The sequence below is a fragment of the Mycobacterium sp. 012931 genome (assembly GCF_000419295.1).
GTDB lineage: Bacteria > Actinomycetota > Actinomycetes > Mycobacteriales > Mycobacteriaceae > Mycobacterium > Mycobacterium marinum.
This window is the reverse complement of sequence record NZ_AOPX01000001.1, coordinates 5,285,381-5,311,129: the sequence shown is the minus strand read 5'-3', so window position 1 is coordinate 5,311,129 and position 25,749 is coordinate 5,285,381. Positions and strand designations below refer to the sequence as shown.

Annotated in this window: 26 protein-coding genes and 1 pseudogene; 20 read left to right on the top strand and 7 right to left on the bottom strand. The window is 64.9% G+C overall.

Annotation, left to right across the window (positions count from 1 at the left end; all coding sequences use genetic code 11):
• Window positions 1-176: 176 nt before the first annotated feature.
• From MMSP_RS23305 to MMSP_RS23275, 7 genes and pseudogenes are all read left to right on the top strand, one after another.
• On the top strand, window positions 177-1,043 hold the full coding sequence (locus MMSP_RS23305; RefSeq protein ID WP_020788586.1) for an alpha/beta fold hydrolase: 867 nt from the start codon (window positions 177-179) through the stop codon (window positions 1,041-1,043).
• Between the two features lie 80 nt (window positions 1,044-1,123).
• Window positions 1,124-1,882, top strand: a complete 759-nt coding sequence (locus tag MMSP_RS23300) for a deoxyribonuclease IV (protein WP_012392911.1) — start codon at window positions 1,124-1,126, stop codon at window positions 1,880-1,882.
• Between the two features lie 64 nt (window positions 1,883-1,946).
• A pseudogene (locus tag MMSP_RS23295) lies at window positions 1,947-2,775 on the top strand (PHB depolymerase family esterase).
• Window positions 2,776-2,836: 61 nt separating this feature from the next.
• Window positions 2,837-4,465 (top strand): acyl-CoA dehydrogenase family protein, encoded by a 1,629-nt coding sequence (locus MMSP_RS23290; protein WP_036426901.1) that lies wholly within the window; start codon window positions 2,837-2,839, stop codon window positions 4,463-4,465.
• Between the two features lie 8 nt (window positions 4,466-4,473).
• A complete protein-coding gene (locus tag MMSP_RS23285) occupies window positions 4,474-5,412 on the top strand; it encodes a crotonase/enoyl-CoA hydratase family protein (RefSeq protein WP_020788583.1) in 939 nt (312 codons plus the stop codon).
• Between the two features lie 13 nt (window positions 5,413-5,425).
• Window positions 5,426-6,157, top strand: coding sequence for a PaaX family transcriptional regulator C-terminal domain-containing protein (locus MMSP_RS23280; RefSeq protein ID WP_020788582.1), 732 nt, complete (start codon window positions 5,426-5,428; stop codon window positions 6,155-6,157).
• Complete coding sequence (locus MMSP_RS23275) at window positions 6,154-6,927, top strand: crotonase/enoyl-CoA hydratase family protein (protein WP_012392916.1); 774 nt, start codon at window positions 6,154-6,156, stop codon at window positions 6,925-6,927. Before MMSP_RS23280 ends, MMSP_RS23275 begins: the two co-directional genes overlap by 4 nt.
• A 56-nt stretch (window positions 6,928-6,983) precedes the next feature.
• Here the strand turns inward: MMSP_RS23275 and MMSP_RS23270 are convergent, their stop codons facing one another.
• Both MMSP_RS23270 and MMSP_RS23265 read right to left on the bottom strand, forming a co-directional pair.
• Window positions 6,984-9,872 (bottom strand): RND family transporter, encoded by a 2,889-nt coding sequence (locus MMSP_RS23270; RefSeq protein WP_020788581.1) that lies wholly within the window; start codon window positions 9,870-9,872, stop codon window positions 6,984-6,986.
• Window positions 9,869-10,297: an MmpS family protein gene (locus MMSP_RS23265; RefSeq protein WP_011739028.1), complete on the bottom strand. Its 429-nt coding sequence runs from the start codon at window positions 10,295-10,297 to the stop codon at window positions 9,869-9,871. The genes MMSP_RS23270 and MMSP_RS23265 overlap by 4 nt, the downstream gene beginning before the upstream one ends.
• A 183-nt stretch (window positions 10,298-10,480) precedes the next feature.
• Here MMSP_RS23265 and MMSP_RS23260 point away from each other — a divergent pair, with 183 nt between their 5' ends.
• Window positions 10,481-10,981 (top strand): GbsR/MarR family transcriptional regulator, encoded by a 501-nt coding sequence (locus MMSP_RS23260; RefSeq protein ID WP_012392918.1) that lies wholly within the window; start codon window positions 10,481-10,483, stop codon window positions 10,979-10,981.
• 49 nt (window positions 10,982-11,030) lie between these two features.
• On the opposite strand, the gene MMSP_RS23255 is transcribed toward MMSP_RS23260, so the two are convergent.
• Window positions 11,031-11,507, bottom strand: coding sequence for a DUF3060 domain-containing protein (locus tag MMSP_RS23255; protein WP_012392919.1), 477 nt, complete (start codon window positions 11,505-11,507; stop codon window positions 11,031-11,033).
• Window positions 11,508-11,556: 49 nt separating this feature from the next.
• Entirely contained in the window at window positions 11,557-11,934 is a 378-nt protein-coding gene (locus MMSP_RS23250; RefSeq protein ID WP_012392920.1) for a DUF3060 domain-containing protein, read from the bottom strand.
• Between the two features lie 263 nt (window positions 11,935-12,197).
• Here MMSP_RS23250 and MMSP_RS23245 point away from each other — a divergent pair, with 263 nt between their 5' ends.
• From MMSP_RS23245 to MMSP_RS23210, 8 genes are all read left to right on the top strand, one after another.
• Window positions 12,198-12,845 (top strand): TetR/AcrR family transcriptional regulator, encoded by a 648-nt coding sequence (locus MMSP_RS23245; protein ID WP_020788579.1) that lies wholly within the window; start codon window positions 12,198-12,200, stop codon window positions 12,843-12,845.
• Between the two features lie 375 nt (window positions 12,846-13,220).
• Window positions 13,221-13,595 (top strand): 30S ribosomal protein S12, encoded by a 375-nt coding sequence (gene rpsL, locus MMSP_RS23240; protein WP_003879423.1) that lies wholly within the window; start codon window positions 13,221-13,223, stop codon window positions 13,593-13,595.
• Entirely contained in the window at window positions 13,595-14,065 is a 471-nt protein-coding gene (rpsG, locus tag MMSP_RS23235) for a 30S ribosomal protein S7 (protein ID WP_012392921.1), read from the top strand. Before rpsL ends, rpsG begins: the two co-directional genes overlap by 1 nt.
• Window positions 14,066-14,145: 80 nt before the next feature.
• Window positions 14,146-16,251, top strand: coding sequence for an elongation factor G (fusA, locus tag MMSP_RS23230; RefSeq protein WP_012392922.1), 2,106 nt, complete (start codon window positions 14,146-14,148; stop codon window positions 16,249-16,251).
• Window positions 16,252-16,437: 186 nt separating this feature from the next.
• A complete protein-coding gene (tuf, locus tag MMSP_RS23225) occupies window positions 16,438-17,628 on the top strand; it encodes an elongation factor Tu (protein ID WP_011739036.1) in 1,191 nt (396 codons plus the stop codon).
• A 249-nt stretch (window positions 17,629-17,877) separates the two neighbouring features.
• Window positions 17,878-18,687, top strand: a complete 810-nt coding sequence (locus tag MMSP_RS23220) for an SHOCT domain-containing protein (protein ID WP_020788578.1) — start codon at window positions 17,878-17,880, stop codon at window positions 18,685-18,687.
• Window positions 18,688-18,820: 133 nt separating this feature from the next.
• On the top strand, window positions 18,821-19,648 hold the full coding sequence (locus MMSP_RS23215) for a mycofactocin-coupled SDR family oxidoreductase (protein ID WP_036427506.1): 828 nt from the start codon (window positions 18,821-18,823) through the stop codon (window positions 19,646-19,648).
• A gap of 9 nt (window positions 19,649-19,657) precedes the next feature.
• Window positions 19,658-20,896 (top strand): NAD(P)/FAD-dependent oxidoreductase, encoded by a 1,239-nt coding sequence (locus MMSP_RS23210; protein WP_020788576.1) that lies wholly within the window; start codon window positions 19,658-19,660, stop codon window positions 20,894-20,896.
• A gap of 97 nt (window positions 20,897-20,993) precedes the next feature.
• On the opposite strand, the gene MMSP_RS23205 is transcribed toward MMSP_RS23210, so the two are convergent.
• Genes MMSP_RS23205 through MMSP_RS27680 form a run of 3 tightly spaced genes read right to left on the bottom strand, consistent with a single transcriptional unit; the run spans window position 20,994 to window position 22,811 of the window.
• The gene (locus tag MMSP_RS23205) at window positions 20,994-22,055 is read right to left on the bottom strand and encodes a DUF2332 domain-containing protein (RefSeq protein WP_020788575.1); all 1,062 of its coding nucleotides are present in this window, start codon (window positions 22,053-22,055) and stop codon (window positions 20,994-20,996) included.
• Window positions 22,055-22,648, bottom strand: coding sequence for a mycofactocin system transcriptional regulator (gene mftR / locus MMSP_RS23200; RefSeq protein ID WP_020788574.1), 594 nt, complete (start codon window positions 22,646-22,648; stop codon window positions 22,055-22,057). The genes MMSP_RS23205 and mftR overlap by 1 nt, the downstream gene beginning before the upstream one ends.
• Window positions 22,638-22,811 (bottom strand): hypothetical protein, encoded by a 174-nt coding sequence (locus MMSP_RS27680; protein ID WP_200861957.1) that lies wholly within the window; start codon window positions 22,809-22,811, stop codon window positions 22,638-22,640. The genes mftR and MMSP_RS27680 overlap by 11 nt, the downstream gene beginning before the upstream one ends.
• 48 nt (window positions 22,812-22,859) lie before the next feature.
• Between MMSP_RS27680 and mftA the strand changes: the two genes are divergently transcribed.
• From mftA to mftD, 4 genes are read left to right on the top strand one after another with little or no spacing between them, the layout of a single operon-like run.
• Entirely contained in the window at window positions 22,860-22,952 is a 93-nt protein-coding gene (gene mftA / locus MMSP_RS26445) for a mycofactocin precursor MftA (protein ID WP_071498352.1), read from the top strand.
• Window positions 22,937-23,266 carry a mycofactocin biosynthesis chaperone MftB gene (gene mftB, locus MMSP_RS23190; protein ID WP_011739042.1) on the top strand — a complete coding sequence of 110 codons (330 nt, stop codon included), beginning with the start codon at window positions 22,937-22,939 and terminating at the stop codon, window positions 23,264-23,266. Before mftA ends, mftB begins: the two co-directional genes overlap by 16 nt.
• Window positions 23,263-24,438 (top strand): mycofactocin radical SAM maturase, encoded by a 1,176-nt coding sequence (gene mftC / locus MMSP_RS23185; RefSeq protein ID WP_020788572.1) that lies wholly within the window; start codon window positions 23,263-23,265, stop codon window positions 24,436-24,438. Before mftB ends, mftC begins: the two co-directional genes overlap by 4 nt.
• A 2-nt stretch (window positions 24,439-24,440) precedes the next feature.
• Window positions 24,441-25,613: a pre-mycofactocin synthase MftD gene (mftD, locus tag MMSP_RS23180; RefSeq protein ID WP_012392929.1), complete on the top strand. Its 1,173-nt coding sequence runs from the start codon at window positions 24,441-24,443 to the stop codon at window positions 25,611-25,613.
• The last annotated feature ends 136 nt before the right edge of the window (window positions 25,614-25,749 follow it).

The following is a 25,749-nucleotide window of genomic DNA, read 5'->3' as shown; positions in this document are numbered from 1 at the left end:
GACGCCGGCGAATTCACGGGCACTGGCAAAGTGCGGCCCGCGGGCATCCTATCCCCACCACAACGCGCCCCGCGCCGAGCGTGTGCCGGTGCTGGCCGGCCGCAGACCCCGTGACCAGACGTTGGCAGTAGGCCTAGCGTCATGGGAAACGCCGGGTGTGATTCTGGGAAGGACCGATGGAATCTCTCACGCTGGCCGATGGCCGGACACTGACGTATCTGACCTACGGCGATCCCGGCGGTCTGCCCGTCATCTTCAGCCATGGTTTCGCGGATTCGGCGGTGATCCGAAACCCCGACGACGATCTGACCGCATCACTGGGTGTGTGGATGATTGCCGCCGACCAGCCTGGTGTCGGAGGATCCACGCCCCGGCCCGGCCGCAGGATGGTGGATTGGGGTGCGGACATGGAGCAACTCGCTGATCACCTGGGTCTTGGCGCCTTTGCGGTCGCCGGCCACTCGGGTGGCAGCCCGCACGCGCTTTCGATCGCGGTGCGGCTGCCAGATCGAGTCACCCACGGCGTCCTGGCCGCACCGGTCGGGCCGTTGGACCAGGACGGGTTCGCCAAGCTGCTGGCCATGCGGGACCTCAGATACGTTGTCAGGCTTCGCCGCCTGCGGCGCCTGCTGAAGTGGATCTACCACATCGAAAGCAGGAAGGCCCAGCGCGACATCGGCGGCCACCTGGACAACATGGCCCATAGGGACGCCTCGGACGCGCCGACGTTGCTGTGCGACCCGCCGCAGCGGGCAATGTTTGAGGCCAACTTCATCGCCGGGACGCAGCAGGGCGGCGAAGGGCTCTACGAGATGACGCTGGCCCTGTGGGATTGGGGCTTCGAGCTCGAGGACGTGCGTGCGCATTTCGACGTCTTCTACGGAGACGCGGACGACATCATCTCGCCGGACATGCCAAGACGCGTCGCCGAACGGCTGCCCGACGCCACCGCGGGCGTTTGGCCTGGAGCCGGCCACTACGGTTTTGTCGACCGCACCCGCTGGTCGGAGTACCTGGACGCGCTTACCGATCGGGCACGGTAAGTCCGCCATGGCAACTCGGGCCGTCGCCCACAGCGATGTCATCGAGTTGGGCGACCGCAGTGCCTAGCTAGACTGACGTCGTGCTTATCGGTTCGCATGTCAGTCCGCAGGATCCGTTGGCCGCGGCTCAGGCCGAGGGCGCTGAGGTAGTGCAGATATTCCTGGGCAATCCGCAGAGCTGGAAAGCGCCCAAACCCCGTGAAGACGCCGCACAACTCAAGGCCGCCGCGCTGCCGATCTACGTGCACGCGCCCTACCTGATCAACCTGGCATCGGCGAACAACAAGGTGCGCATCCCTTCGCGCAAGATCCTGCAGCAGACCTGTGATGCGGCCGCGGACATCGGCGCGGCGGCGGTGATCGTGCACGGCGGCCACGTCGCCGACGACAACGACCTCGACGAGGGTTTCCAGCGCTGGCGCAAGGCGCTTGACCAACTGCAGACCGATGTTCCGGTGTATCTGGAGAACACGGCCGGCGGGGAGCACGCCATGGCGCGTCATTTCGACACCATCGCCCGGCTCTGGGACGTCATCGGCGACACCGGCATCGGATTCTGCCTGGACACCTGTCACGCGTGGGCGGCCGGTGAGCAGCTGGTTCATGGTGTGGACCGGATCAAGGCCGTCACCGGCCGGATAGACCTGGTGCACTGCAACGACTCCAGGGATGCCGCGGGATCGGGTCGGGACCGCCACGCCAATCTGGGCGCCGGGCAAATCGATCCGGAACTGCTCGTGGCGGCGGTACGCGCCGCGGATGCCCCAATCATCTGCGAAACCGCCGAAGAAGGCCGCAAGGATGACATCGCGTTCCTGCGGGAAAAACTCAACAGCTGATTTTCAGCAATTTTTTCGGCTTCGTTGGCGCGTAACCACGGCTAATGGCGCCTACGGTTAATCTGTGCGCCGCCATTTGTTCACGTTACTGGCCGTTCTGGTGGCGCTGGCCGGCTGTGGGCACCGGGGAGCACCGCCGCCCGCCGGCTTTGCCGAGGGCACCAGTTTCCACACGATCGATGTTGGCGGTGTCGATCGCACCTATCGGCTCTACCAGCCCGAGGGATTGCCCGCGGGTGCTGCGCTGGTGGTGATGCTGCACGGCGGGTTCGGCAATGCTCGCCAGGCCGAACGCTCCTACGACTGGGATGAGTTGGCCGACTCGGAGAAGTTCGTGGTCGTCTATCCGGATGGACTCAACAGGGCCTGGAACGTCAACGGCGGAGGCTGCTGCGGCCGGTCCGCGCGCGATGGCGTGGACGACGTCGCATTCATCGGTGCGGCGGTGGCCGACGTCGCCCACAACGTCGGCATCGACGCGAACCGGGTCTATGCCGCGGGGATGAGCAACGGCGCCATGATGGCCTACACCATGGCCTGTAACACCGGCATTTTCGCGGCGATCGGCCCGGTCTCGGGGACGCAGCTAGACCCGTGCCGGTCTCCACATCCGGTGTCGGTGATGCACATCCACGGCACCGGAGATCCGCTGGTTCGCTACGCGGGGGGCGCCGGGGCCGGCGCCGCCTCCCATATTGCGGGGCCGCCGGTGCCGGACCTGAATGCGTTCTGGCGCCACGTGGATCGGTGTGACGCGCCGGTCGCCACGGTCAGCGGTCTGGTTGCCACCTCCGTCGCAAGCTGTGCGAACAACCGCAGTGTGGTGCTGGTCAGCATCGATGATGGCGGCCATCGAGATGCTGTGGGAGTTCTTCGCCCTGCATCCCCGGTAGCCGGACCATCACCAGCATTACACCTTTTGTGCGGTTGTTGGAAAAATGTAACATTGATCGCATGTCAGATACCCATGTCGTCACCAACCAGGTTCCGCTGCTGGAGAACCACAACCCCGCGACGTCGCCGATGCTGGTCGAAGCGCTGATCCGGGAGGGCGGACAGTGGGGCCTGGAAGAGGTGAGTGAACTCGGTGCGATCTCGGGAAGCGCCCAAGCGCAGCGCTGGGGTGAGCTGGCCGACCGCAACCGGCCGATCCTGCATACCCACGATCGAGTCGGTCATCGCATCGACGAGGTGGAGTTCGATCCGGCGTACCACGAGCTGATGCGCACCGCGATCGGCCATGGCTTGCACGCGGCGCCGTGGGCCGATGATCGGCCGGGTGCCCACGTGGTGCGGGCCGCCAAAACCTCGGTGTGGACCGTCGAGCCGGGCCACATCTGTCCCATCTCGATGACCTATGCGGTGGTGCCCGCGCTGCGCTACAACCCGGAGCTGGCGGCGGTGTACGAACCCCTGCTGACCAGTCGTGAATACGACCCGGAACTGCGGCTGGCCAGCACCAAGCCCGGCATCACCGCCGGTATGTCGATGACCGAGAAACAGGGCGGCTCCGACGTGCGCGCCGGCACCACCCAGGCAACCCCGAACTCCGACGGCACCTACCGGCTCACCGGGCACAAGTGGTTCACCTCGGCCCCGATGTGTGACATCTTCCTGGTGCTCGCCCAGGCTCCAGGCGGACTGTCCTGTTTCATGCTGCCGCGCATCCTGCCCGACGGCACCCGCAACCGGATGTTCCTGCAGCGGCTCAAGGACAAGCTCGGTAACCATGCCAACGCCTCCAGCGAGGTCGAATACGACGGCGCTACCGCGTGGCTGGTCGGGGAGGAGGGGCGCGGAGTCCCGACCATCATCGAGATGGTCAACCTCACCCGGCTGGACTGCACCCTGGGCAGCGCCACCAGCATGCGTTCCGGGCTGACCCGGGCGATGCATCACGCCCAGCACCGCAAGGCCTTTGGCGCCTACCTGATCGATCAGCCGCTGATGCGCAATGTGCTGGCTGACTTGGCGGTGGAGGCCGAGGCCGCGACGACCGTGGCCATGCGCATGGCCGGTGCCACCGACAAGGCGGTGCGCGGTGACCAGACCGAGGCGCTGTTCCGCCGCATCGGATTGGCGGCCAGCAAGTATTGGGTGTGCAAGCGTTCCACGCCGCACGCCGCCGAAGCGCTGGAATGCCTGGGCGGCAACGGCTACGTGGAAGAGTCCGGCATGCCGCGGCTGTACCGCGAAGCGCCCCTGATGGGGATTTGGGAAGGGTCGGGCAACGTCAGTGCGCTGGACACGTTGCGTGCCATGGCAACTAAGCCCGAATGCGTCGAGGTGCTCTTCGATGAACTGGCGCACAGCGCGGGCCAGGATGCCCGCCAGGACAACCACGTCGAGGGGCTGCGGCGCCAACTGGGTGACCTGGAAACCATTGGCTACCGGGCCCGCAAGATCGCCGAGGACATCTGCCTGGCGCTGCAGGGATCGCTGCTCATCCGGCACGGGCATCCGGCGGTGACCGAGGCGTTCCTGGCCACCCGGATCGGCGGTCAGTGGGGTGGGGCATTCGGGACCATGCCCACCGGCCTGGATCTCGCGCCCATCCTCGAACGTGCCCTGGTCAAGGGCTGAGCCCCGAGATGACACATGCCATCAGGCCGGTCGACTTCGACAACCTGAAAACGATGACCTACGAGGTCACCGACCGGGTTGCCCGGATCACCTTCAATCGGCCCGAGAAGGGCAATGCGATCGTCGCGGACACCCCATTGGAGCTCTCGGCGCTGGTGGAGCGCGCCGATCTTGACCCGGCGGTGCACGTCATTCTGGTGTCCGGCCGGGGCGAGGGATTCTGCGCGGGATTTGACCTGTCGGCCTATGCCGAGGGGTCGTCCTCATCCGGCGCCGAGGGCGGCTATCGCGGAACGGTGCTCGACGGCAAGGCCCAGGCCGTCAACCACTTACCCAATCAGCCCTGGGACCCGATGATCGACTATCAGATGATGAGCCGGTTTGTGCACGGGTTCTCCAGCCTGATGCATGCCGACAAGCCGACCGTGGTAAAGATCCACGGTTACTGCGTTGCGGGCGGCACCGACATCGCGTTGCACGCCGATCAGGTGATCGCCGCCGCCGACGCGAAAATCGGCTACCCGCCGACGCGGGTATGGGGTGTTCCGGCGGCGGGCCTATGGGCACACCGGCTCGGTGACCAACGCGCCAAACGGCTGTTGTTCACCGGCGATTGCATCACCGGTGCGCAGGCCGCCGAGTGGGGCCTCGCGGTCGAGGCCCCCGACCCCAAGGACCTGGATGAGCGCACGGAGCGCCTGGTCGAGCGGATCGCCGCGCTGCCGGTCAATCAGCTGATCATGATCAAGCTGGCGCTCAACTCGGCACTGCTGCAGCAAGGGGTGGTCAACAGCCGGATGCTCAGCACGGTGTTCGACGGCGTGGCTCGGCACACCCCCGAGGGGCACGCCTTTGTCGCCGACGCGGTCGAGCATGGCTTCCGGGATGCGGTGAAGCATCGAGACGAGCCGTTCGGAGACTACGGCCGCCGGGCGTCTTCGGTTTGAGAAGGGTGCCACCGTGGCGGCGATGACAGCGCGATCAGTGGTGCTCAGCGTTTTGCTGGGTGCTCATCCCGCTTGGGCCAGTGTCAGCGAATTGATCAGGCTCACCGCCGATTTCGGTATCAAGGAGACGGCTCTGCGGGTCGCCCTGACCCGCATGGTCAGCGGCGGCGACCTGATCCGCTCGGCCGATGGCTATCGCCTCTCGGATCGGTTGCTGGCGCGCCAAGCGCGGCAGGACGAGGCCATGCGCCCGCGGGTGCGGCCGTGGCAGGGGAACTGGCACCTGGTGATTGTGACCAGTGTCGGCACGGATGCGCGAACCCGTGCTGCGCTGCGAACAACCATGCACGACAAGCGTTTCGCAGAACTGCGCGAAGGGGTATGGCTGCGTCCCGACAATCTCGACCTGGAACTGGCCGCCGACGTCGCCGAGCGGGTGCGGATGCTCACGGCGCGTGACGACGCCCCGGCCGAGTTGGCCGGGCAACTGTGGGACCTGACCGAATGGGCTGGGGTAGGTGACCGACTGCTCGGCGAGATGGCCGAAATGGCAGAGGCAGCAGACATTCCGGGACAGTTCGCCCTGGCCGCGGCGATGGTGCGCCACCTGCTTTCGGATCCGATGTTGCCCGAGGAGCTGCTGCCCGCGAAGTGGCCGGGGGCTCAGCTTCGTAGCGCCTACCACGACTTCGCCACTGAACTGGCGAAACGCCGCGGCACAAACCAACTCCTGGAGGCGAAGTGAGTGATCTAGTACAGGTCGAGCGCAACGGTCCGGTAACCACCGTGATCATCAACCGGCCGCAGGCGCGCAACGCGGTCAACGGTCCGACGGCTGCCGCGCTCTACTCGGCATTCGCCGAATTCGACCGGGATGAATCCGCTTCGGTGGCCGTCTTGTGCGGAAATGGCGGAACCTTCTGCGCGGGAGCGGATTTGAAGGCTTTCGGCACCGCGGAGGCCAACGCCGTGCACCGGACGGGTCCGGGCCCGATGGGCCCGTCGCGAATGATGCTGTCCAAGCCGGTGATCGCCGCGGTCAGTGGCTACGCGGTGGCCGGGGGACTGGAGCTGGCGTTGTGGTGCGATCTGCGGGTGGCCGAACAGGACGCGGTATTCGGCGTGTTCTGTCGGCGGTGGGGAGTGCCGCTCATCGACGGCGGCACGGTGCGGCTGCCGCGGCTGATCGGCCACAGCCGGGCGATGGACATGATCCTTACCGGTCGTGCGGTGCAGGCCGACGAGGCGCTGGCAATCGGGTTGGCGAATCGGGTGGTACCCAACGGACAAGCCCGGCAAGCGGCCGAGGAGTTGGCGGCCCAGCTGGCGGCGCTGCCGCAACAATGCCTGCGATCGGATCGCCTCTCAGCGCTTCAGCAATGGGGCTTGCCCGAATCCGCGGCTCTCGATCTGGAATTCGCCAGCATTTCCCGAGTGGCCGCCGAGGCCTTGGAGGGGGCCGGGCGCTTCGCCGCGGGTGCCGGTCGCCACGGCGCCCAGGCGAGCCACGACTGAGCGCAACCCGTTGAGCCGCCGGGCGGGCGCCGCATCGGGTTGCGTGCTGGGTGAACTCAGACGGAGGTGGTGGCCGGTGCCGGCGTGGGCCACGGCTGCGGAGCTGGCCGTTGGCGGACAACCTGGGGCCACCAGAACCACTTGCCCAGCAGGGCCGCAATCGACGGTGTCATAAACGATCTGACGATCAGGGTGTCGAACAGCAGGCCCATGCCGATAGTGGTGCCGACCTGAGCCATCACGGTCAGTTCACTGACCGCAAACGACATCATGGTGAAGGCGAACACCAGTCCGGCCGCGGTCACCACCGACCCGCTGCCGCCCATCGCACGGATGATGCCGGTGTTGATTCCGGCGTGGATCTCCTCCTTGAGCCGGGCAACCAGCAGCAGGTTGTAGTCCGCGCCGACGGCCAGCAGGATGATGACCGCCATCGCCAGCACCAACCAATGCAGTTCGATGCCGAGGATGTGTTGCCAGATCAGCACCGACAGCCCGAACGAGGCGCCCAGCGACAAGACCACCGTGCCGACGATCACCGCGGCCGCAACGACGCTGCGGGTGATGATCAGCATGATGATGAAGATCAGGCAGAGCGCGGAGATGCCGGCGATCATCAAGTCGAAGGTATTGCCGTCGGACAGGTCCTTGAACATCGCCGCCGTACCGCCGAGGTAGATCGTGGATCCCTCCAGCGGCGTGCCCTTGATGGCTTCCTTGGCGGCGGTCTTGATCTTGTCGATGTGGTTGATGCCCGCCTGGCTCATCGGGTCGCCCTCATGGCTGATGATGAACCGCACGGCGTGCCCGTCCGGGGACAGGAACTGTTCCAGCCCCCGTTTGAAGTCGGGGTTGTTGAAAACCTCGGGAGGCAGATAAAAGGAGTCGTCGTTGCGCGACGAGTCGAAGGCCTCGCCCATCGCGGACGAATCCTCCTGCATCGCGGCCATCTGATCCTGCAGCCCTTGCTGGGTGGAGTGCATGCTCAGCATCTGGGCCTTCATGCTTTTCATGGTCTGGATCATCTCGGGCATCATCGCCGTCATCTGGGGCATGAGCGTGTCCAGGCGTTCCATCAGCGGCAGCAGATTGTTGATGTCTTCGGTCATCAGGTCGACGCCATCGAGGGTGTCGAACACAGACCGTAGCGACCAGCAAACCGGGATGTCGAAGCAGTGCTTCTCCCAGTAGAAGTAGCTGCGGATCGGGCGGAAGAAATCGTCGAAGTCCGCGATGTGGTTACGCAACTCCTCGACGTCGACCACCATCCCCTTCATCTGGATGACCATCTGGTGGGTGACATCGGCCATCTGCTGGGTGAGATCGTGCATCCGCTCCATCTGGTCGATGTTGGTCTGAATGTCGTTGACCTGCTGCAGCATGCTGGTGGTCAGGTCTTGGTTGTACTTCTCGGTCAGCTTTTGACTGGTGCCCTGCATGCTGATCAAAAACGGGATCGAGGTGTGCTCGATCGGCTTGCCGTCCGGCCGCGTGATGGCCTGCACGCGGGATATCCCCTCGACGCCGAAGATGGCCTTGGCGATCTTGTTGATCACCAGGAAGTCAGACGAATTACGCATGTCATGGTCGCTTTCGACCATCAGGACTTCGGGGTTCATCCGGGCCTGGGAGAAATGGCGTTCCGCGGCCGAATAGCCTTCGTTGGCGGGTAGGTCGGCGGGTAGGTAGTTGCGGTCGTTGTAGTTGGTCTTGTATCCGGGCAGGGTCAGCAGTCCGACCAGCGCCAGGGCCACCGCGCCGATCAGGATGGGGCCGGGCCAGCGCACGATGGCGGCTCCGATCTTGCGCCAGCCCCGGACCCGGGCCATTCGCTTGGGCTCGAGCAGCTTGCCGAACCTGCTCATTACGGCGATCAGCGCCGGACCCAGGGTCAGCGCGGTGGCGACGACGATGACCATGCCGATCGCCAGTGGGACACCGAGGGTCTGGAAGTACGGAAGTCGGGTGAAGCTCAAGCAGAAGGTGGCACCGGCGATCGTCAGACCTGAGCCCAGCACGACATGGGCAGTGCCGCCGAACATGGTGTAGTAGGCCGATTCTCGGTCCTGACCGAGCCCGCGCGCTTCCTGATATCGGCCGATCAGGAAGATGGCGTAGTCGGTGGCGGCCGCGATCGCCAACACCACGAGCAGGTTGGTCGCGAAGGTCGAGAGCCCAATGATCCGGTGGTAACCAAGGAATGCCACGCCCCCACGGGTGGCGAGCAACCCGAGGACCACCATGGTCAGCATGATCGCCGCCGTGATGATCGACCGGTAGACCAGCAGCAGCATCACGATGATCACCGTGAACGTGACCATCTCGATCAACTGCAGGCTGCGGTCGCCGGCCAGCTGCTGATCGGCGACCAGCGCGGCCGAACCGGTGACATACACCTTGACGCCGGGTGGCGCCTGCAGGCTGTCGACGATTGTCTTCACCGCTTCCACCGACTCGTTGGCCAGGGATTCGCCTTGGTTGCCGGCGAGCTTCACCTGCACATAGGCGGCCTTGCCGTCGCCGCTCTGTGCACCTGTCGCGGTCAGCGGATCGCCCCAGAAGTCCTGCACCGACTGGACGTGCTTGGTGTCGGCGCGAAGCTTGGTGATCATCTTGTCGTAGAACTTGTGGGCGGCGGCGCCGAGCGGCTCCTGGCCTTCCAACACGATCATCGCCGCGCTGTCGGAGTCGCCCTCGCGGAACACTTTGCCGATGTGTTTCATCGAGATCATCGACGGCGCGGCGTCGGGGCTCATCGACACCGCCTGCATCTGCCCGACTACTTCCAGTTGCGGCACAACGCTATTGAGGACGGCGATGAGCAACACCCAGCCAAGGATGAGCGGCACTGCGAAGGTGCGGATCATCCTCGGGATGAACGGTCGGGGCGGGTGTTCGGCCGGTGGGACCACGTCGGTCGGCGTGTCGGTCGTGGTCGCGGTCATGCGGACTTCACAAAGCAGTAGGTCAGGGCGTCCACGCCGGTTGCGGTCCTCTCGTCCTTCACCACGTCATCGACGATGATCCGGCAGCTGATCGAACTGCCATTGCCTTGGGCCAGGATGTTGGGGGCGGCCGACGGTGCCGTGGTCTGTAAGGTGAGCGACCACGGCAGCGAGGCGCCGTCGATGCGCTGCGGCTTCGCGTCCAGATCCAGGTAGTTGATGTTGGCGTAGCTACCGGAGCCCGAGATCTCGTACTTCACCACCTTGGGGTCGTACGGTTCGGGGTCGTTGGCGAAGACCTTCGGCGTCACCAAGATGCCATCGGCCCCAAAGAAGGTCCGGATTCGCTGGACCGTGAAACCGGCGATCGCGACCACAACCAGAATGAGCAGCGGTATCCACGCACGCTTGAGAATGCCAATCATCGTCTTCCCCGAGGAATCTTGCAGATGGGCTTGCCGACCCGAAGCGGTCCGCTTCGATCGCCTTGCCCGGTGGTGAAGCCTGGAGCGCTCATCGGTGGCTTCCCCTCCTGCGCATGAAGTTGTTGTAGACCTACCGGGCAGTCTAGATGAAATCTACTAAGGTTTCAGAGTACAGTGAAATTTGTGAGCGTCAACGAGGGTGTCGATCGTGCCGGCACCGAGGCTGACATTATGGAATTCGTCGAGCAGATGGGCGGATATTTCGAGTCCAGCGGTCTGACTCGGTTGGCGGGCCGATTGCTGGGCTGGCTATTGGTGTGTGATCCCGAGCGCCAATCCTCAGAGGAACTGGCGACTGCGTTGGCGGCCAGTAGTGGTGGGATCAGCACCACTGCCCGGATGCTGATCCAATTCGGGTTCATCGAGCGACTCGCGGTCGCCGGGGATCGGCGCACCTTTTATCGGTTGCGGCCCAACGCCTTCGCGGCAGGCGAGCGTGAGCGTCTGCGAACCATGGCCGACCTGCAGAACCTGGCGGACACCGGCCTCAAGGCACTGGGTGGTGCCCCGCCGGAGCGAAGCCGACGCCTGCATGAAATGCGGGACCTGTTGGCGTACATGGAGAAAGTCCTCGCCGGTGCCCTGGGGCGTTACGGCCAGTGCGGCGAAGAGGGGGACGCCTGAGCGCCAACTTCGGCCCTGCTCGGGCCGCTCGTCGCGCGGTGGGCCCGCGTCAGCCCTTCTCGATGTTGTTGCCCGACCCGATGTTGTCGACTTTGGGTTCGCCCGCCTTGTAGGTGATCGTGTTGTCGATGCCCAAGACGGTGAGTCGCTGATCGATCTTGTCGAAGGTGATCTTGTTGTTGGTCCCGCCGATGGTCACCGTCGCGCAGGTGCCGGTCACGGTCAGGTTGTTCTCCGAGCCGGCGACATTCAACGACTTGCCGTCGGCGCAGTCGAGGGTGGCCGTGGTCCCGATCGATCCGTAGTTGAGCATGTTGCCGATTTCGATCGACGCGGTCGTGGTCGGGCCGCCGGAGGTGGTCGGCGCCGCGGTTGGGCCGCTCGTCGGCGTGGCTGACCCGGAGGTGCTGGAGGGCCCGGGGGGACTGGCGGTCTCACTGCAGCCGGCCAGCCCGAGAACTGTTGGGACGGCGATCGCCGTCAGCGCGATCGCGGCCAGTCGGGGCATCGGTAGGTGGGCGCGCATGGGCTCCTCAATTCCTAGGCGGGGGAGGGGACGATTACTTGGTGTGGCCTCAGGGGCCTACTCGCTGAAGCCGGTTTACCATGCCCAGCTCACGGCCACGATCCCAGATGAACGGATCGCCGTTGTGGAAGAACACCGTTTCGTCCCAGCCGTAGGCGGTGATGTCGTTGACCACGGTGTCGGCCACGACCGTGTTGGACGAACCCATAACCGTGACCGCCCAACAGGTTCCCTTCGCGGTGATGATGTTCCCCGTGCCGTTGACGAACAACGTGGAGTCGTTGCAGTCCAGCGTGCGCACGATGCCTTCCCCCGTGACATGGGTGTCACCGTTTTTGGCATTCGCGACCGGCGGCGGGGCAGTTGACAGGACAGCCACGGCGAGCGCGCTGGTCGCCAGCGATCCGGCGGCGGTTGTCCATTTCACTGCGGGCCCCCTTCGTCGGGCGCGTCTTCGCACTTGATTGAGCCGTGTACTCAGCCTAGGTGTACCGGCCGGCACGGCGACAGCCCTTCAACGGATTTTGCACCGGCTTCAACCGGTGCGGCCTCGGCTTTGCCCGGGCGACCTCCGACACCGCCTCATCGGGCCCGGTCGTTGTGGGTCCGGTCAACTAGAGTCATTAGTTCAACTGCAGTTCGCCGCGCAGCGGCGGCGACCAGCTCCAGTGCAATTGAAGGGCGATAGTCATGGCAGCTTCGGCGGAAGGGCCGTCTGCGGCTGGGTGCCCGCGGGCCGCGAAATCTACGTCGCGCCCCGCCAAGCTGAGCCGCGATGCCATTGTCGACGGTGCCCTGACCTTCCTGGATCGAGAGGGCTGGGATTCGCTGACCATCAATGCGCTCGCGACTCAGTTGGGGACCAAGGGGCCATCGCTGTACAACCACGTGGTCAGCCTCGAGGACCTGCGTGGTGCGGTGCGGGTCCGGGTGATCGACGACATCATCATGATGCTGAACAGGGTCGGCGAGGGGCGTTCGCGCGATGACGCGGTGCTGGTCATGGCCGGTGCATATCGCAGCTATGCCCACCACCACCCCGGTCGGTACTCGGCATTCACCCGGATGCCTCCGGGCGGCGAAGACCCCGAGTACGCCGCCGCGACCAGGGCCGCCGCCGCGCCGGTGATCGCCGTGTTGTCCTCATATGGCCTCGAAGGCGAGCAGGCTTTCCACGCTGCGCTGGAGTTCTGGTCGGCACTGCACGGGTTCGTGCTGCTCGAAATGACCGGTTTGATGGAAGAGATCGACACCGACGCGGTCTTCTCCGACATGGTGCTGCGCCTGGCGGCGGGGATGGAAAAGCGCATCTCGCATACCGGCGCGGAATCGCTCTGACGTCGCCCGATGATCTTGGGTGCCGGCCCGCGGCTCGAGTGTCTCGCGGGTGGGGTGGGGCCGGGCCGAGGGCGCTTGATTGGCTGTTCTATGGTCAGTTCAGCCGCCGCTTTGACCTGCCTAACCGCAGGCGGGTATTGTGGTTGTTCGTGCCTGGCGGCCTACAGCGCCTGACGTGAGGGCGTGGATGCCGGGCCAATTCGCATGTCCATGTTTTTGGCGGCCAAGCGGATTGAGTTCGGGGCCATCGTATGCAACACACCCGGCCGCGGGGTGCAACTGCGGGGCATAACTGCAGTACAGGAACTTCAAAATAGCGCGGGCAGTGTTACGGGGCCCGCAGCAAACGTGAACAGCGAGAAAGAAAGCCGGTAGATGCCAACCATTCAGCAGCTGGTCCGCAAGGGTCGTCGGGACAAGATCGGCAAGGTCAAGACCGCGGCTCTGAAGGGCAGCCCGCAGCGCCGTGGCGTATGCACTCGCGTGTACACCACCACCCCGAAGAAGCCGAACTCGGCGCTTCGGAAGGTTGCCCGTGTGAAGCTGACGAGTCAGGTTGAGGTCACGGCCTACATCCCGGGCGAGGGCCACAACCTGCAGGAGCACTCGATGGTGCTCGTTCGTGGTGGCCGGGTGAAGGACCTTCCCGGTGTGCGTTACAAGATCATCCGCGGTTCGCTGGACACCCAGGGAGTCAAGAACCGCAAGCAGGCTCGCAGTCGCTACGGCGCCAAGAAGGAGAAGAGCTAATGCCGCGCAAAGGGCCCGCGCCCAAGCGTCCGCTGGTCAACGACCCCGTCTACGGGTCCCAGCTGGTCACGCAACTGGTGAACAAAGTCCTGTTGCAGGGGAAGAAATCGCTCGCTGAGCGCATTGTTTATGGTGCGCTCGAGCAGGCGCGCGACAAGACCGGCACCGATCCGGTCATCACCCTCAAGCGGGCTCTCGACAACGTCAAGCCCGCGCTGGAAGTTCGTAGCCGCCGCGTCGGTGGTGCGACCTACCAGGTGCCCGTCGAGGTGCGGCCGGACCGGTCGACCACGCTGGCGCTGCGCTGGCTGGTCGGCTACTCGCGGCAACGCCGGGAGAAGACCATGATCGAGCGCCTGGCGAACGAGATCCTGGATGCCAGCAATGGCCTGGGTGCCTCCGTCAAGCGGCGTGAGGACACGCACAAGATGGCCGAGGCGAACCGCGCCTTTGCGCACTACCGCTGGTAAGAGTCCTGGGGCGAGCTGTCGGAGCAAACCCGGCGGCAACTGATAGCTAACTAAGCAACCGAAAGAGTGGGAAGACTTCTGTGGCACAGAAGGACGTGCTGACCGACCTGACCAAGGTCCGCAACATCGGCATCATGGCGCACATCGACGCTGGCAAGACCACGACGACCGAGCGCATCCTCTACTACACCGGTATCAGCTACAAGATCGGTGAGGTGCACGACGGCGCCGCCACCATGGACTGGATGGAACAGGAGCAGGAACGCGGGATCACCATCACCTCCGCGGCCACCACCTGTTTCTGGAACGACAACCAGATCAACATCATCGACACCCCGGGCCACGTCGACTTCACCGTTGAGGTGGAGCGCAGCCTGCGTGTGCTCGATGGTGCCGTGGCCGTGTTCGACGGCAAGGAAGGTGTCGAGCCGCAGTCCGAGCAGGTGTGGCGCCAAGCCGACAAGTACGACGTCCCGCGCATCTGCTTCGTCAACAAGATGGACAAGATCGGCGCCGACTTCTACTTCTCCGTGCGCACCATGGAGGAGCGGCTGGGCGCCAACGTCATCCCGATCCAGCTGCCGGTCGGTTCCGAGGGCGACTTCGAAGGCGTCGTGGACCTGGTCGAGATGAAGGCCAAGGTGTGGAGCGCCGACGCCAAGCTCGGCGAGAAGTACGACGTCGTCGACATCCCCGCGGACTTGCAGGAGAAGGCCGACGAGTACCGCACCAAGCTGCTCGAGGCCGTCGCCGAAACCGACGAAGCGCTGCTGGAGAAGTACCTCGGCGGCGAAGAGCTCACCGAAGCCGAGATCAAGGGCGCGATCCGCAAGCTGACCATCACCTCGGAGGCCTATCCGGTGTTGTGTGGCAGCGCGTTCAAGAACAAGGGTGTGCAGCCGATGCTGGACGCCGTCATCGACTACCTGCCCTCCCCGCTGGACGTGCCGGCCGCCATCGGCCACGTGCCGGGCAAAGAGGACGAGGAGGTCGTGCGCAAGCCCTCGACCGACGAGCCATTCTCGGCGCTGGCATTCAAGGTCGCCACGCACCCCTTCTTCGGCAAGCTCACCTACGTCCGGGTGTACTCGGGCAAGGTTGACTCTGGCAGCCAGGTCATCAACTCCACCAAGGGCAAGAAGGAACGTCTGGGCAAGCTCTTCCAGATGCACTCCAACAAGGAGAACCCGGTGGAGACCGCGTCGGCGGGTCACATCTACGCGGTGATCGGCCTCAAAGACACCACCACCGGTGACACGCTGAGCGATCCGAACAACCAGATCGTGCTCGAGTCGATGACCTTCCCCGATCCCGTTATCGAGGTCGCGATCGAGCCCAAGACCAAGAGCGACCAGGAGAAGCTCAGTCTGTCGATCCAGAAGCTCGCCGAGGAGGACCCCACCTTCAAGGTGCACCTGGATCAAGAGACCGGCCAAACCGTCATCGGCGGTATGGGCGAGTTGCACCTGGACATCCTGGTGGACCGCATGCGCCGGGAATTCAAGGTCGAGGCCAACGTCGGCAAGCCGCAGGTCGCCTACAAGGAGACCATCAAGCGGCTGGTGGAAAAGGTCGAGTTCACCCACAAGAAGCAGACGGGTGGCTCCGGTCAGTTCGCCAAGGTGCTGATCAGTATCGAGCCGTTCACCGGCGAAGACGGTGCAACTTACGAATTCGAGAGCAAGGTCACCGGTGGTCGTATCCCGCGGGAGTACATTCCGTCGGTCGACGCCGGTGCGCAGGATGCGATGCAGTACGGCGTCCTGGCCGGCTACCCGCTGGTGAACCTGAAGGTCACCCTGCTTGACGGCGCCTTCCACGAGGTCGACTCCTCGGAAATGGCATTCAAGATCGCTGGTTCACAGGTGCTCAAGAAGGCCGCGGCAGCGGCGCACCCGGTGATCCTGGAACCGATCATGGCCGTCGAGGTCACCACGCCCGAGGACTACATGGGCGATGTGATCGGCGACCTGAACTCCCGCCGTGGTCAGATTCAGGCCATGGAGGAGCGGAGTGGTGCTCGCGTCGTCAAGGCGCACGTGCCGCTGTCGGAGATGTTCGGCTATGTCGGCGACCTGCGGTCCAAGACTCAAGGCCGTGCGAACTACTCCATGGTGTTCGACTCGTACGCCGAAGTTCCGGCGAACGTGTCGAAGGAGATCATCGCGAAGGCGACGGGCGAGTGAGCCACGAGCACGGAGCCCAGCAGTAGGTAAAGGCCGGCAAGCCGGGAGCCTGGCGGTATGAGTTGGGAACCCGAGCAAGGCACCAGGGTGGCAGGGAGTAACCTGGCTCGGTTACTCCGCGGCATAAGTGAAAACATCAACAACACACTGCTTTTTTAAGCACCAACAGTCCAGGAGGACACAGAAGTGGCGAAGGCGAAGTTCCAGCGGACCAAGCCCCACGTCAACATCGGGACCATCGGTCACGTTGACCACGGCAAGACCACGCTGACCGCGGCTATCACCAAGGTGTTGCACGACAAGTACCCGGAGCTGAACGAGTCGCGCGCGTTCGATCAGATCGACAACGCGCCCGAAGAGCGTCAGCGTGGTATCACCATCAACATCTCCCACGTGGAGTACCAGACGGAGAAGCGGCACTACGCCCACGTCGATGCTCCGGGTCACGCCGACTACATCAAGAACATGATCACCGGTGCGGCTCAGATGGACGGCGCGATTCTGGTGGTTGCGGCCACCGATGGTCCGATGCCGCAGACCCGTGAGCACGTGCTGCTCGCTCGCCAGGTGGGTGTGCCCTACATCCTGGTCGCGCTCAACAAGTCTGACGCGGTCGACGATGAGGAGCTGCTCGAGCTGGTCGAGATGGAGGTCCGCGAGTTGCTGGCCGCCCAGGAGTTCGACGAGGACGCACCGGTGGTGCGGGTATCGGCGCTCAAGGCGCTCGAGGGCGACCCGAAGTGGGTCGAGTCCGTCGAGCAGCTGATGGACGCGGTGGACGAGTCGATCCCGGACCCGGTCCGCGAGACCGACCGCCCGTTCCTGATGCCCGTCGAGGACGTCTTCACCATCACCGGCCGCGGCACCGTGGTTACCGGTCGTGTGGAGCGCGGCATCATCAACGTGAACGAGGAAGTCGAGATCGTCGGCATCCGTCCGACCAGCACCAAGACCACGGTCACCGGTGTGGAGATGTTCCGCAAGCTGCTGGACCAGGGCCAGGCCGGTGACAACGTCGGTCTGCTGCTGCGTGGTATCAAGCGTGAGGACGTCGAGCGCGGTCAGGTCGTCGTCAAGCCCGGCACCACCACACCGCACACCGAGTTCGAGGGCCAGGTCTACATCCTGTCCAAGGACGAGGGCGGTCGGCACACGCCGTTCTTCAACAACTACCGTCCGCAGTTCTACTTCCGCACCACCGACGTGACCGGTGTGGTGACGCTGCCGGAGGGCACCGAAATGGTGATGCCCGGTGACAACACCAACATCTCGGTGAAGCTGATCCAGCCCGTCGCCATGGACGACGGTCTGCGCTTCGCGATCCGTGAAGGTGGCCGCACCGTCGGCGCCGGCCGGGTCGTCAAGATCATCAAGTAGATCCAACCGGATCCAGCACCAGTCAAAACCAGGCCCGGATAGCCGAGATCGGCTATCCGGGCCTGGTGTTTGTCTGCCCGCCGCCGAATTGCCTGCACCAGAACCGGATCACCTTTGCCGCCGTGCAACGTGCGCGGTCGGCGGCCATCGATCGCGGCACCGGCGCCACCCGACGGTCGTGTTTGGTCTTCGCCCAGTTCAAAGGGCGCTAATCTGGCATCAATTTCCCGGCGACCCGAGGAGAACAAGATGCTGGCGCGCTACCTGAAGATGCAGTTGCTGGTGCTGCTTTGCGGCGGTCTGGTCGGGCCGATTTTCCTGATCGTCTACTTTGCCCTCGACGTGGGCAGCCTGTTGTCGTGGATGTTGTATGTGGGCCTGCTCATCACCGTGGCCGATGTGTTGATTGCGCTGGCGCTGACCAGTTTCGGCGCGAAATCGGCGGCCAAGTCCGCTGAGCTCGAGCAGAGCGGAGTGTTGGCGCTGGCCCAAATCACCGGCCTGACCGAGACCGGCACCCGGATCAACGACCGCCCCCTGGTGAAGGTCCACCTGCATATCTCGGGTCCTGGGATCGCGGCGTTCGACAGCGAAGACCGGGTCATCGCCAGCGTGACCCGCCTCGGCAACCTCACCGCGCGCAAACTCGTCGTGCTGGTCAACCCCGCCACTCGGGAATACCTGATCGACTGGGAGCGCAGTGCGCTGGTCAACGGCCTGGTCCCGGCACAGTTCACCGTCGCAGAAGACAACAGGACATACGACCTCAGCGGACAGGCCGGTCCGTTGATGGAGATTCTGCAGATCCTCAAGGCCAACGGGATTCCGCTAAACCGGATGGTGGACATCCGATCGAATCCGGTCCTGCGCCAACAGATCCAAGCGGTGGTGCGCCGTGCGGCCCAGCAGCAGATGCCCGCGGGTGCGGCCCAGCCGAGTGCGACCCCACAAGCCTCCATCGCCGAGCGCCTCCAAGAGCTGGAATCGCTGCATGCCAGTGGGGCGCTGAACGCGCAGGAGTACGCCAGCAGGCGTGCCCAGATCATCTCCGAGATCTGAGCCGAATCCTGGCGCCCCGCCAGGCGCGTCGGGCCGGTGGCGTGCCGGGCGCCACGACATGCCAGCGCCGGCGGGCGCGTTAGAACACGTTTCAGTTTCGCTGCTAGCCTGACATTCGGCGAGAGGGGTGTACGTGGCTGCACAGACTGGATCACTGGATGGACGGGTGGCCTTAGTCACCGGGGCCGCGCGCGCGCAGGGGCGATCGCATGCGGTGCGGTTGGCGCGCGAGGGTGCCGACATCATCGCCATGGACATCTGCGGACCGGTATCCGAGAGCATCACCTACGCACCGGCCACCGCGGCAGACCTCAGCGAGACGATCCGCGCGGTGGAGAGCGAAGGTCGCAAGGTACTAGCGCGCCAGGCGGATGTCCGCGACAGTGCGGCGTTGCAGCAACTGGTCGCCGATTGGGTCGAGGAATTCGGTCGGCTTGACGTGGTGGTAGCCAATGCCGGGGTGTTGGGCTGGGGCAGGCTCTGGGAACTCACCGATGAGCAGTGGGACACCGTGATCGGCGTCAACCTCAGCGGCACCTGGCGAACGCTGCGCGCGGCGGTGCCCGCGATGATCGAGGCTGGCAATGGCGGGTCGATCATCGTCGTCAGCTCGTCGGCAGGTTTGAAGGCCACACCGGGCAACGGTCACTATGCGGCGAGCAAGCACGGGCTCGTGGCGCTGACGAACACCCTGGCCATCGAACTCGGCGAGTACGACATCCGGGTCAACTCCATTCATCCGTACTCGGTCGAGACGCCGATGATCGAGCCGGACGTGATGATGCAGGTATTCGGCGAGCATCCCCGCTTCTTGCATAGCTTCCCGCCAATGCCATTGCAGTACAAAGGTTTAATGACCTCCGAGGAGGTCTCCGATGTCGTGGTCTGGCTGGCCGGCGACGGCTCTGGCACGCTGAGCGGGGCACAGATCCCCGTTGACAAGGGCGCCTTGAAGTACTGACACGCCATCGTGTATGAACACCACGTGACCAGTAGTGAAGGCGTGACCCAGGATCCCGGCGCCACGGCGGCCAACGGGATTGTGATCATCGGCGGCGGGCTGGCGGCCGCCCGCACCGCCGAGCAGCTGCGTCGGGCCGGCTATGAGGGTCAGCTCACGATCGTCAGCGACGAGGTGCACCTGCCCTATGACCGACCGCCGCTGTCCAAAGAGGTGCTGCGCAGTGAGGTCGACGACGTGTCGCTCAAGCCACGCGAGTGGTACGACGAGAAGGGCATCACCCTGCGGCTGGGCTCGGCGGCAACCGGCTTGGACACCGCCGCGCAAACCGTGACGCTGGCCGACGGGACGGTGCTCGGCTACGACGAGCTGGTTATCGCAACCGGATTGGTGCCCCGGCGCATTCCGGCCTTCCCCGAACTCGAGGGCATTCGGGTGCTGCGCTCGTTTGACGAATGTATGGCGCTGCGCAGCCACGCCTCGGCCGCCAAGCGCGCGGTCGTGATTGGTGCCGGTTTCATCGGGTGTGAGGTGGCGGCCAGTCTGCGTGGTCTCGGGGTGGAGGTGGTGCTGGTCGAACCACAGCCAACGCCGCTGGCGGCGGTGCTCGGCGAGCAGATCGGCGAGCTGGTGGCGCGGCTGCATCGTAGTGAGGGCGTCGATGTTCGCACCGGGGTTGGGGTGGCTGAGGTCCGCGGCGACGGCCATGTCGACACCGTGGTGCTGGCCGACGGCACGCAACTCGACGCCGATCTGGTGGTTGTCGGCATCGGTTCGCACCCGGCGACCGGGTGGCTCGACGGTAGCGGCATCGCGGTCGATAACGGCGTGGTTTGTGACGCCGCCGGACGTACCAGCGCGCCCAACGTGTGGGCGCTCGGTGATGTTGCATCCTGGCGGGATCAAATGGGACACCAAGTCCGCGTGGAACATTGGAGCAATGTAGCCGATCAGGCACGGGTAGTGGTGCCGGCGATGTTGGGGCGCGAAGTGTCCTCGAACGTGGTGGTGCCCTACTTCTGGAGTGACCAGTACGACGTCAAGATCCAATGCCTTGGTGAGCCGCATTCGACCGATGTGGTGCACCTGGTCGAGGACGACGGACGAAAGTTCCTTGCCTACTACGAGCGTGATGGTGTGCTCGTTGGCGTGGTCGGTGGCGGGGTGCCGGGCAAGGTCATGAAGGTACGTGCCAAAATCGCCGCCGCCGTGCCCATCTCCGAGATGCTGGACGAATCGCAGGGCTAGACATCCGCGCGGATACCGGCGCCTGGCGCCGGCCCGGGTGGCCCGCTTGTGCGGTGGCCGACGCTAACGAAATCTGGGCGATGGCGCGCCGAGAAAGCTACTGCCAGTTCACCGGTGGCCCGTGCGGATGGCATTGGCCTAGAACCCGGGCCTCGCCGGACGGCCAGCTGGCCAGACGTACCAGGAACTTGAGCCGACCGCCCTCGTCGCGTGCGGGCTCGAGGGTGAGGTGGGCGAAGGGTGAGCGGGGGCCGGCCTGTGCGCCCAGCTCCGCGACTCGGTCGCGGATCGCGGCACGCTCCTGGGCGGCCAGGTATTGCCAGGTGATCGAATGCCACAACACCGTCAGCGTTTCGTCTTGCAGCGTCAGCCCGGCGGCGCCGTCGGCGGCGGTCTTGCGTTCGAGCTGTGCCGGGACGTCCCGCGCGACGGCGATCGCGCCGCGCAGCCGCTTCATCCGGGCGTGCTGGTCGGGCCAGACATAGCTCAACACGGTCATTTCGCCGTCAGTGCCGCAGATATCGATGGGTGCGATGTCGTAGCCGTGACGTTGGACGATCTGTAGTGCCAGCGCGGGCGGCAACTCACCGCGCCAAGCATCTTCGATAATCACCGGGGAGTCGATCGGGCCCCACGTCATTCCGGCGTAGCGGTAGTGGTAGCGGTCAGCCCGCAGGTTCAGTCCGGCACTGGCCCCAATCTCGAAAAGTCTTACCGGAAAGTTGAATTCGTGGCGAATGTGCAGCAGGCCGCCGATCAGTGCCGCCGACCGGCCGACTTCGTTGGTCTGTGGGGGCTGGTCAAGAGCGCCGCGCAAGGCTTCGGTGTGGTTGGCCGCGACGAGTTCGATTTCGGGCCAGGCGCTCTTGGCGTCCCAGCTGCCGTCAGTGCTGGGATACCAGCGGCGCAACGTGGGTGCCCGGCCGTCGAGCACCATTCGGTGCAGGCCGCCGAGCAGCCGCAGCGGGGTGGCATACCGGGACGGGTCGTCCTCGTGGCCGGCCAGGATGGGGGCGAATACGCCGCCCGCTTCGACATCGGCGGCGACCAATTCAAACAACTCGCCATACATCGGCGATCCGGATCGGGCGCAGAACCGGCCCTGTGACCGCAGGGTGTGCAGCAGATGCTCGATACCCCCACTCTTTGCCTCCTGCATCAGTCCGGCTTCTCCAAGCCGGCGCCAACGACGTCGAAGGCATTCCCGAGCGCTTCCGGTAACGAGACGGATTCGTCGCTGAGCCAGTGTTCGTAGGCGCTCAACGCGACGCCGAGCATCGTCCAGGCAACCGTCTGGGGCACCAGGTCGGTGGGTTTGACACTGAGTCGTCGGGCCACGAAACCGGCGATCACCGCACGCCAGCCGGCATACATCGTCATCGAATACGCCTGCAGCTCAGCGGTTTGCAGAATGATGCGCATCCGCTGGCGATGCCGAATGGTCTCGGATTCGTCGTAGGTGTTGAACGCCAACAGCGCCTCCCGCAGCGCTTTGCCCAACCGAACGTGCCCGTCGATGCGCTCGAGCAGATCCTGCAGCTGGGCAAGGTGGGTGTCGAAGTCGCCCCAGGGGATCGCGTTCTTCGAGGCGTAGTAGCGGAACAGGGTGCGTCGGGCGATGCCGGCGGCTTGGGCAACGTCGTCGACGCTGACCTCGGCGAAGGTGCGGGCGGCGAACAAGTCGATGGCAACGTCGGCGATGTGGCGCTTGGTCGTCGAGGGGCGCCGACCGGCCCGCGACTCATGCGCCATCGGTTCCACCCTTCCATTTCGGCACTCGATGCCATATTCTGGCATCGCTGACGCTGACGCTGACGCTGACGCTGACGCTGACGCTGACGCTGACGCTGACGCTGACGCTGACGCTGACGCTGACGCTGACGCTGACGCTGACTGTGACTGTGACTAGCGCCACCGCTCATTGTCACCTCATTGTTAACGCCCATGACGAAAGGCAACTCACATGGACCGCGAAACTGAAGCCGAGACTGCCGAGCTGGTCACCGAGTCGCTGGTCGAAGAGGTGTCCATCGACGGCATGTGCGGGGTCTACTGACCGTGCCCGCGCCGGCGCAGGCGGCGGCCGGGGCCGGGGCTTTCGACCCTGATCGGGGCTGGCGGCTGCACGCGCAAGTGGCGGTGCGGCCGGAGCCGTTTGGAGCGCTGCTTTATCACTTCGGCACCCGCAAGCTGTCATTTCTGAAAAATCGCACCATCTTGGCGGTCGTTCGGTCACTGGCCGACCATCCCGATGTTCGCTCGGCCTGCCGCGCCGCGGGGGTTGATGACTCCGAACACGCTCCCTACTTGCACGCGTTGTCGGTTCTGGCCGGCTCTCACATGCTGGTTCCCCAGGAGGCTGATCAATGACGACCGCAGTACCGCGGCTGATCGAGCAGTTCGAGCATGGGCTCGACGCGCCGATTTGTCTGACGTGGGAACTGACCTACGCCTGCAATCTGGCCTGCGTGCATTGCCTTTCGTCCTCAGGCAAGAGGGATCCGGGTGAGTTGTCCACCCGGCAATGCCAGGACATCATCGACGAGTTGGAACGCATGCAGGTGTTCTACGTGAACATCGGTGGTGGCGAACCCACGGTGCGTCCGGACTTTTGGGAGCTGGTGGACTACGCCACCGCACACCACGTCGGAGTGAAGTTCTCTACCAACGGGGTTCGGATCAACCCGGAGGTCGCCGCGCGGCTAGCTGCCAGCGACTACGTCGATGTCCAGATCTCGCTCGACGGCGCGACCGCCGAAGTCAATGACGCCGTCCGGGGTGCCGGATCGTTCGCCATGGCGGTGCGCGCGCTCGAGAACCTGGCGGCCGCGGGTTTCGCCGACGCGAAGATCTCCGTGGTGGTGACCCGGCACAACGTCGGCCAACTCGATGATTTCGCCGCGCTGGCGGACCGCTACGGTGCCACGCTGCGGATCACCCGGCTACGGCCGTCGGGGCGCGGTGCGGACGTCTGGGAGGAATTGCACCCCACCGCGGCCCAGCAGGTCGCGCTCTACGACTGGTTGGTCGCCAAGGGCGAACGGGGACTGACCGGTGATTCGTTCTTTCACCTGGCGCCCCTGGGGTCCTCGGGCGCGCTGGCCGGTCTGAACATGTGTGGAGCCGGGCGGGTGGTGTGCCTGATCGATCCGGTGGGTGACGTATACGCCTGCCCGTTCGCCATCCACGACCGCTTCCTAGCTGGAAACGTCCTGACCGACGGCGGTTTTGACCAGGTCTGGAAGAACGCGCCGTTGTTCCGGCAGCTGCGGGAGCCGCAGTCGGCGGGCGCCTGCGGCAGTTGTGAGCACTACGACAGCTGCCGCGGCGGTTGCATGGCAGCCAAGTTCTTTACCGGTCTTCCGCTCGATGGGCCCGACCCCGAGTGCGTCCAGGGGTACGGTGCGCCGGCACTGGCGCAGGAGCGCCATGCGCCGCGTCCGCGGGTGGATCACTCGCGGGGCAGCCGAGTGAGCGCGCCGGTGCCCCTGACGCTGACGACGCGCCCGCCCGCGCGCCTGTGCAACGAAAGTCCCGTGTAGTCATGGCCGATGAGTGGTTTGAAACGGTCGCCATCGCCCAGCAGAGGGCGAAACGGCGTCTCCCGAAATCTGTTTACTCATCCCTGATTTCGGCCAGCGAAAAGGGAATAACGGTGGCCGACAATGTGGCGGCGTTTAGCGAACTCGGCTTCGCACCGCATGTCATCGGCGCAGCTGAAAAGCGCGATATGTCGACCACCGTTATGGGACAGGATATTTCGATGCCTGTTCTCATCTCGCCCACCGGCGTTCAAGCGGTGCATCCCGACGGTGAGGTGGCCGTTGCCCGCGCAGCGGCCGCACGTGGCACGGCGATGGGCCTGTCGTCGTTTGCCAGCAAGACGATCGAAGATGTCATCGCCGCCAACCCCAAAATCTTCTTTCAGATCTACTGGCTCGGCGGGCGCGACGCGATTGCCGAGCGTGTCGAGCGGGCCCGTCAGGCCGGAGCGGTGGGCCTGATCGTCACCACGGACTGGACGTTCTCCCACGGGCGTGACTGGGGCAGCCCCAAGATCCCCGAACAGATGAACCTGCGGACCATCCTGCGCCTGTCGCCGGAGGCGATTGTTCGCCCCAGGTGGCTGTGGAAGTTCGGTAAAACATTGCGGCCACCGGATCTGCGGGTGCCAAATCAGGGGCGGCGCGGCGAACCCGGTCCCGCGTTTTTCGCCGCGTACGGAGAATGGATGGGCACCCCGCCACCGACCTGGGATGACATTGCCTGGTTGCGTGAGCTATGGGGTGGACCTTTCATGCTCAAGGGGGTCATGCGGGTCGACGACGCCAAACGGGCTGTTGACGCTGGAGTTTCGGCGATTTCGGTGTCCAACCACGGTGGAAACAACCTCGATGGGACGCCGGCGTCGATTCGGGCCCTGCCCGCCGTGGCGGCAGCGGTCGGCGACCAGGTCGAGGTGCTGCTGGATGGCGGCATCCGGCGGGGGAGCGACGTGGTCAAGGCGGTTGCGCTGGGTGCCCGGGCGGTGCTGGTTGGCCGCGCCTACCTGTGGGGACTGGCCGCCAACGGTCAGGCCGGCGTCGAGAACGTCCTTGACATTCTGCGCGGCGGCATCGACTCGGCGCTGATGGGTCTGGGCCATAGTTCGATCCATGACCTGCGGTCAGACGACATTCTGATCCCCGCCGATTTCGTCCGGCGCCTGGGCGGGTAGGAATCCGGGCCTGCCTTACCACAAAGTTGAGCGGCCGTATCAAGAATCTGTGAGGTCGGGCGCCGCCGCCGGTCCGGCGAGTTGAGTTCGGGCCGGTCAGGCGTCGACCCGAAGAAAAAAATCCGTAGAAAAGGTA

What these genes read in the sequence shown, in the direction of transcription:
- MMSP_RS23305 (WP_020788586.1), top strand. Translation starts at nt 177, where the DNA reads ATGGAATCTCTCACGCTGGCCGATGGCCGGACACTGACGTATCTGACC.
- MMSP_RS23290 (WP_036426901.1), top strand. Translation starts at nt 2,837, where the DNA reads ATGTCAGATACCCATGTCGTCACCAACCAGGTTCCGCTGCTGGAGAAC.
- MMSP_RS23285 (WP_020788583.1), top strand. Translation starts at nt 4,474, where the DNA reads ATGACACATGCCATCAGGCCGGTCGACTTCGACAACCTGAAAACGATG.
- MMSP_RS23270 (WP_020788581.1), bottom strand. Translation starts at nt 9,872, where the DNA reads ATGACCGCGACCACGACCGACACGCCGACCGACGTGGTCCCACCGGCC.
- MMSP_RS23265 (WP_011739028.1), bottom strand. Translation starts at nt 10,297, where the DNA reads ATGATTGGCATTCTCAAGCGTGCGTGGATACCGCTGCTCATTCTGGTT.
- MMSP_RS23255 (WP_012392919.1), bottom strand. Translation starts at nt 11,507, where the DNA reads ATGCGCGCCCACCTACCGATGCCCCGACTGGCCGCGATCGCGCTGACG.
- MMSP_RS23245 (WP_020788579.1), top strand. Translation starts at nt 12,198, where the DNA reads ATGGCAGCTTCGGCGGAAGGGCCGTCTGCGGCTGGGTGCCCGCGGGCC.
- rpsL (WP_003879423.1), top strand. Translation starts at nt 13,221, where the DNA reads ATGCCAACCATTCAGCAGCTGGTCCGCAAGGGTCGTCGGGACAAGATC.
- rpsG (WP_012392921.1), top strand. Translation starts at nt 13,595, where the DNA reads ATGCCGCGCAAAGGGCCCGCGCCCAAGCGTCCGCTGGTCAACGACCCC.
- MMSP_RS23220 (WP_020788578.1), top strand. Translation starts at nt 17,878, where the DNA reads ATGCTGGCGCGCTACCTGAAGATGCAGTTGCTGGTGCTGCTTTGCGGC.
- MMSP_RS23205 (WP_020788575.1), bottom strand. Translation starts at nt 22,055, where the DNA reads ATGCAGGAGGCAAAGAGTGGGGGTATCGAGCATCTGCTGCACACCCTG.
- mftR (WP_020788574.1), bottom strand. Translation starts at nt 22,648, where the DNA reads ATGGCGCATGAGTCGCGGGCCGGTCGGCGCCCCTCGACGACCAAGCGC.
- mftA (WP_071498352.1), top strand. Translation starts at nt 22,860, where the DNA reads ATGGACCGCGAAACTGAAGCCGAGACTGCCGAGCTGGTCACCGAGTCG.
- mftC (WP_020788572.1), top strand. Translation starts at nt 23,263, where the DNA reads ATGACGACCGCAGTACCGCGGCTGATCGAGCAGTTCGAGCATGGGCTC.
- mftD (WP_012392929.1), top strand. Translation starts at nt 24,441, where the DNA reads ATGGCCGATGAGTGGTTTGAAACGGTCGCCATCGCCCAGCAGAGGGCG.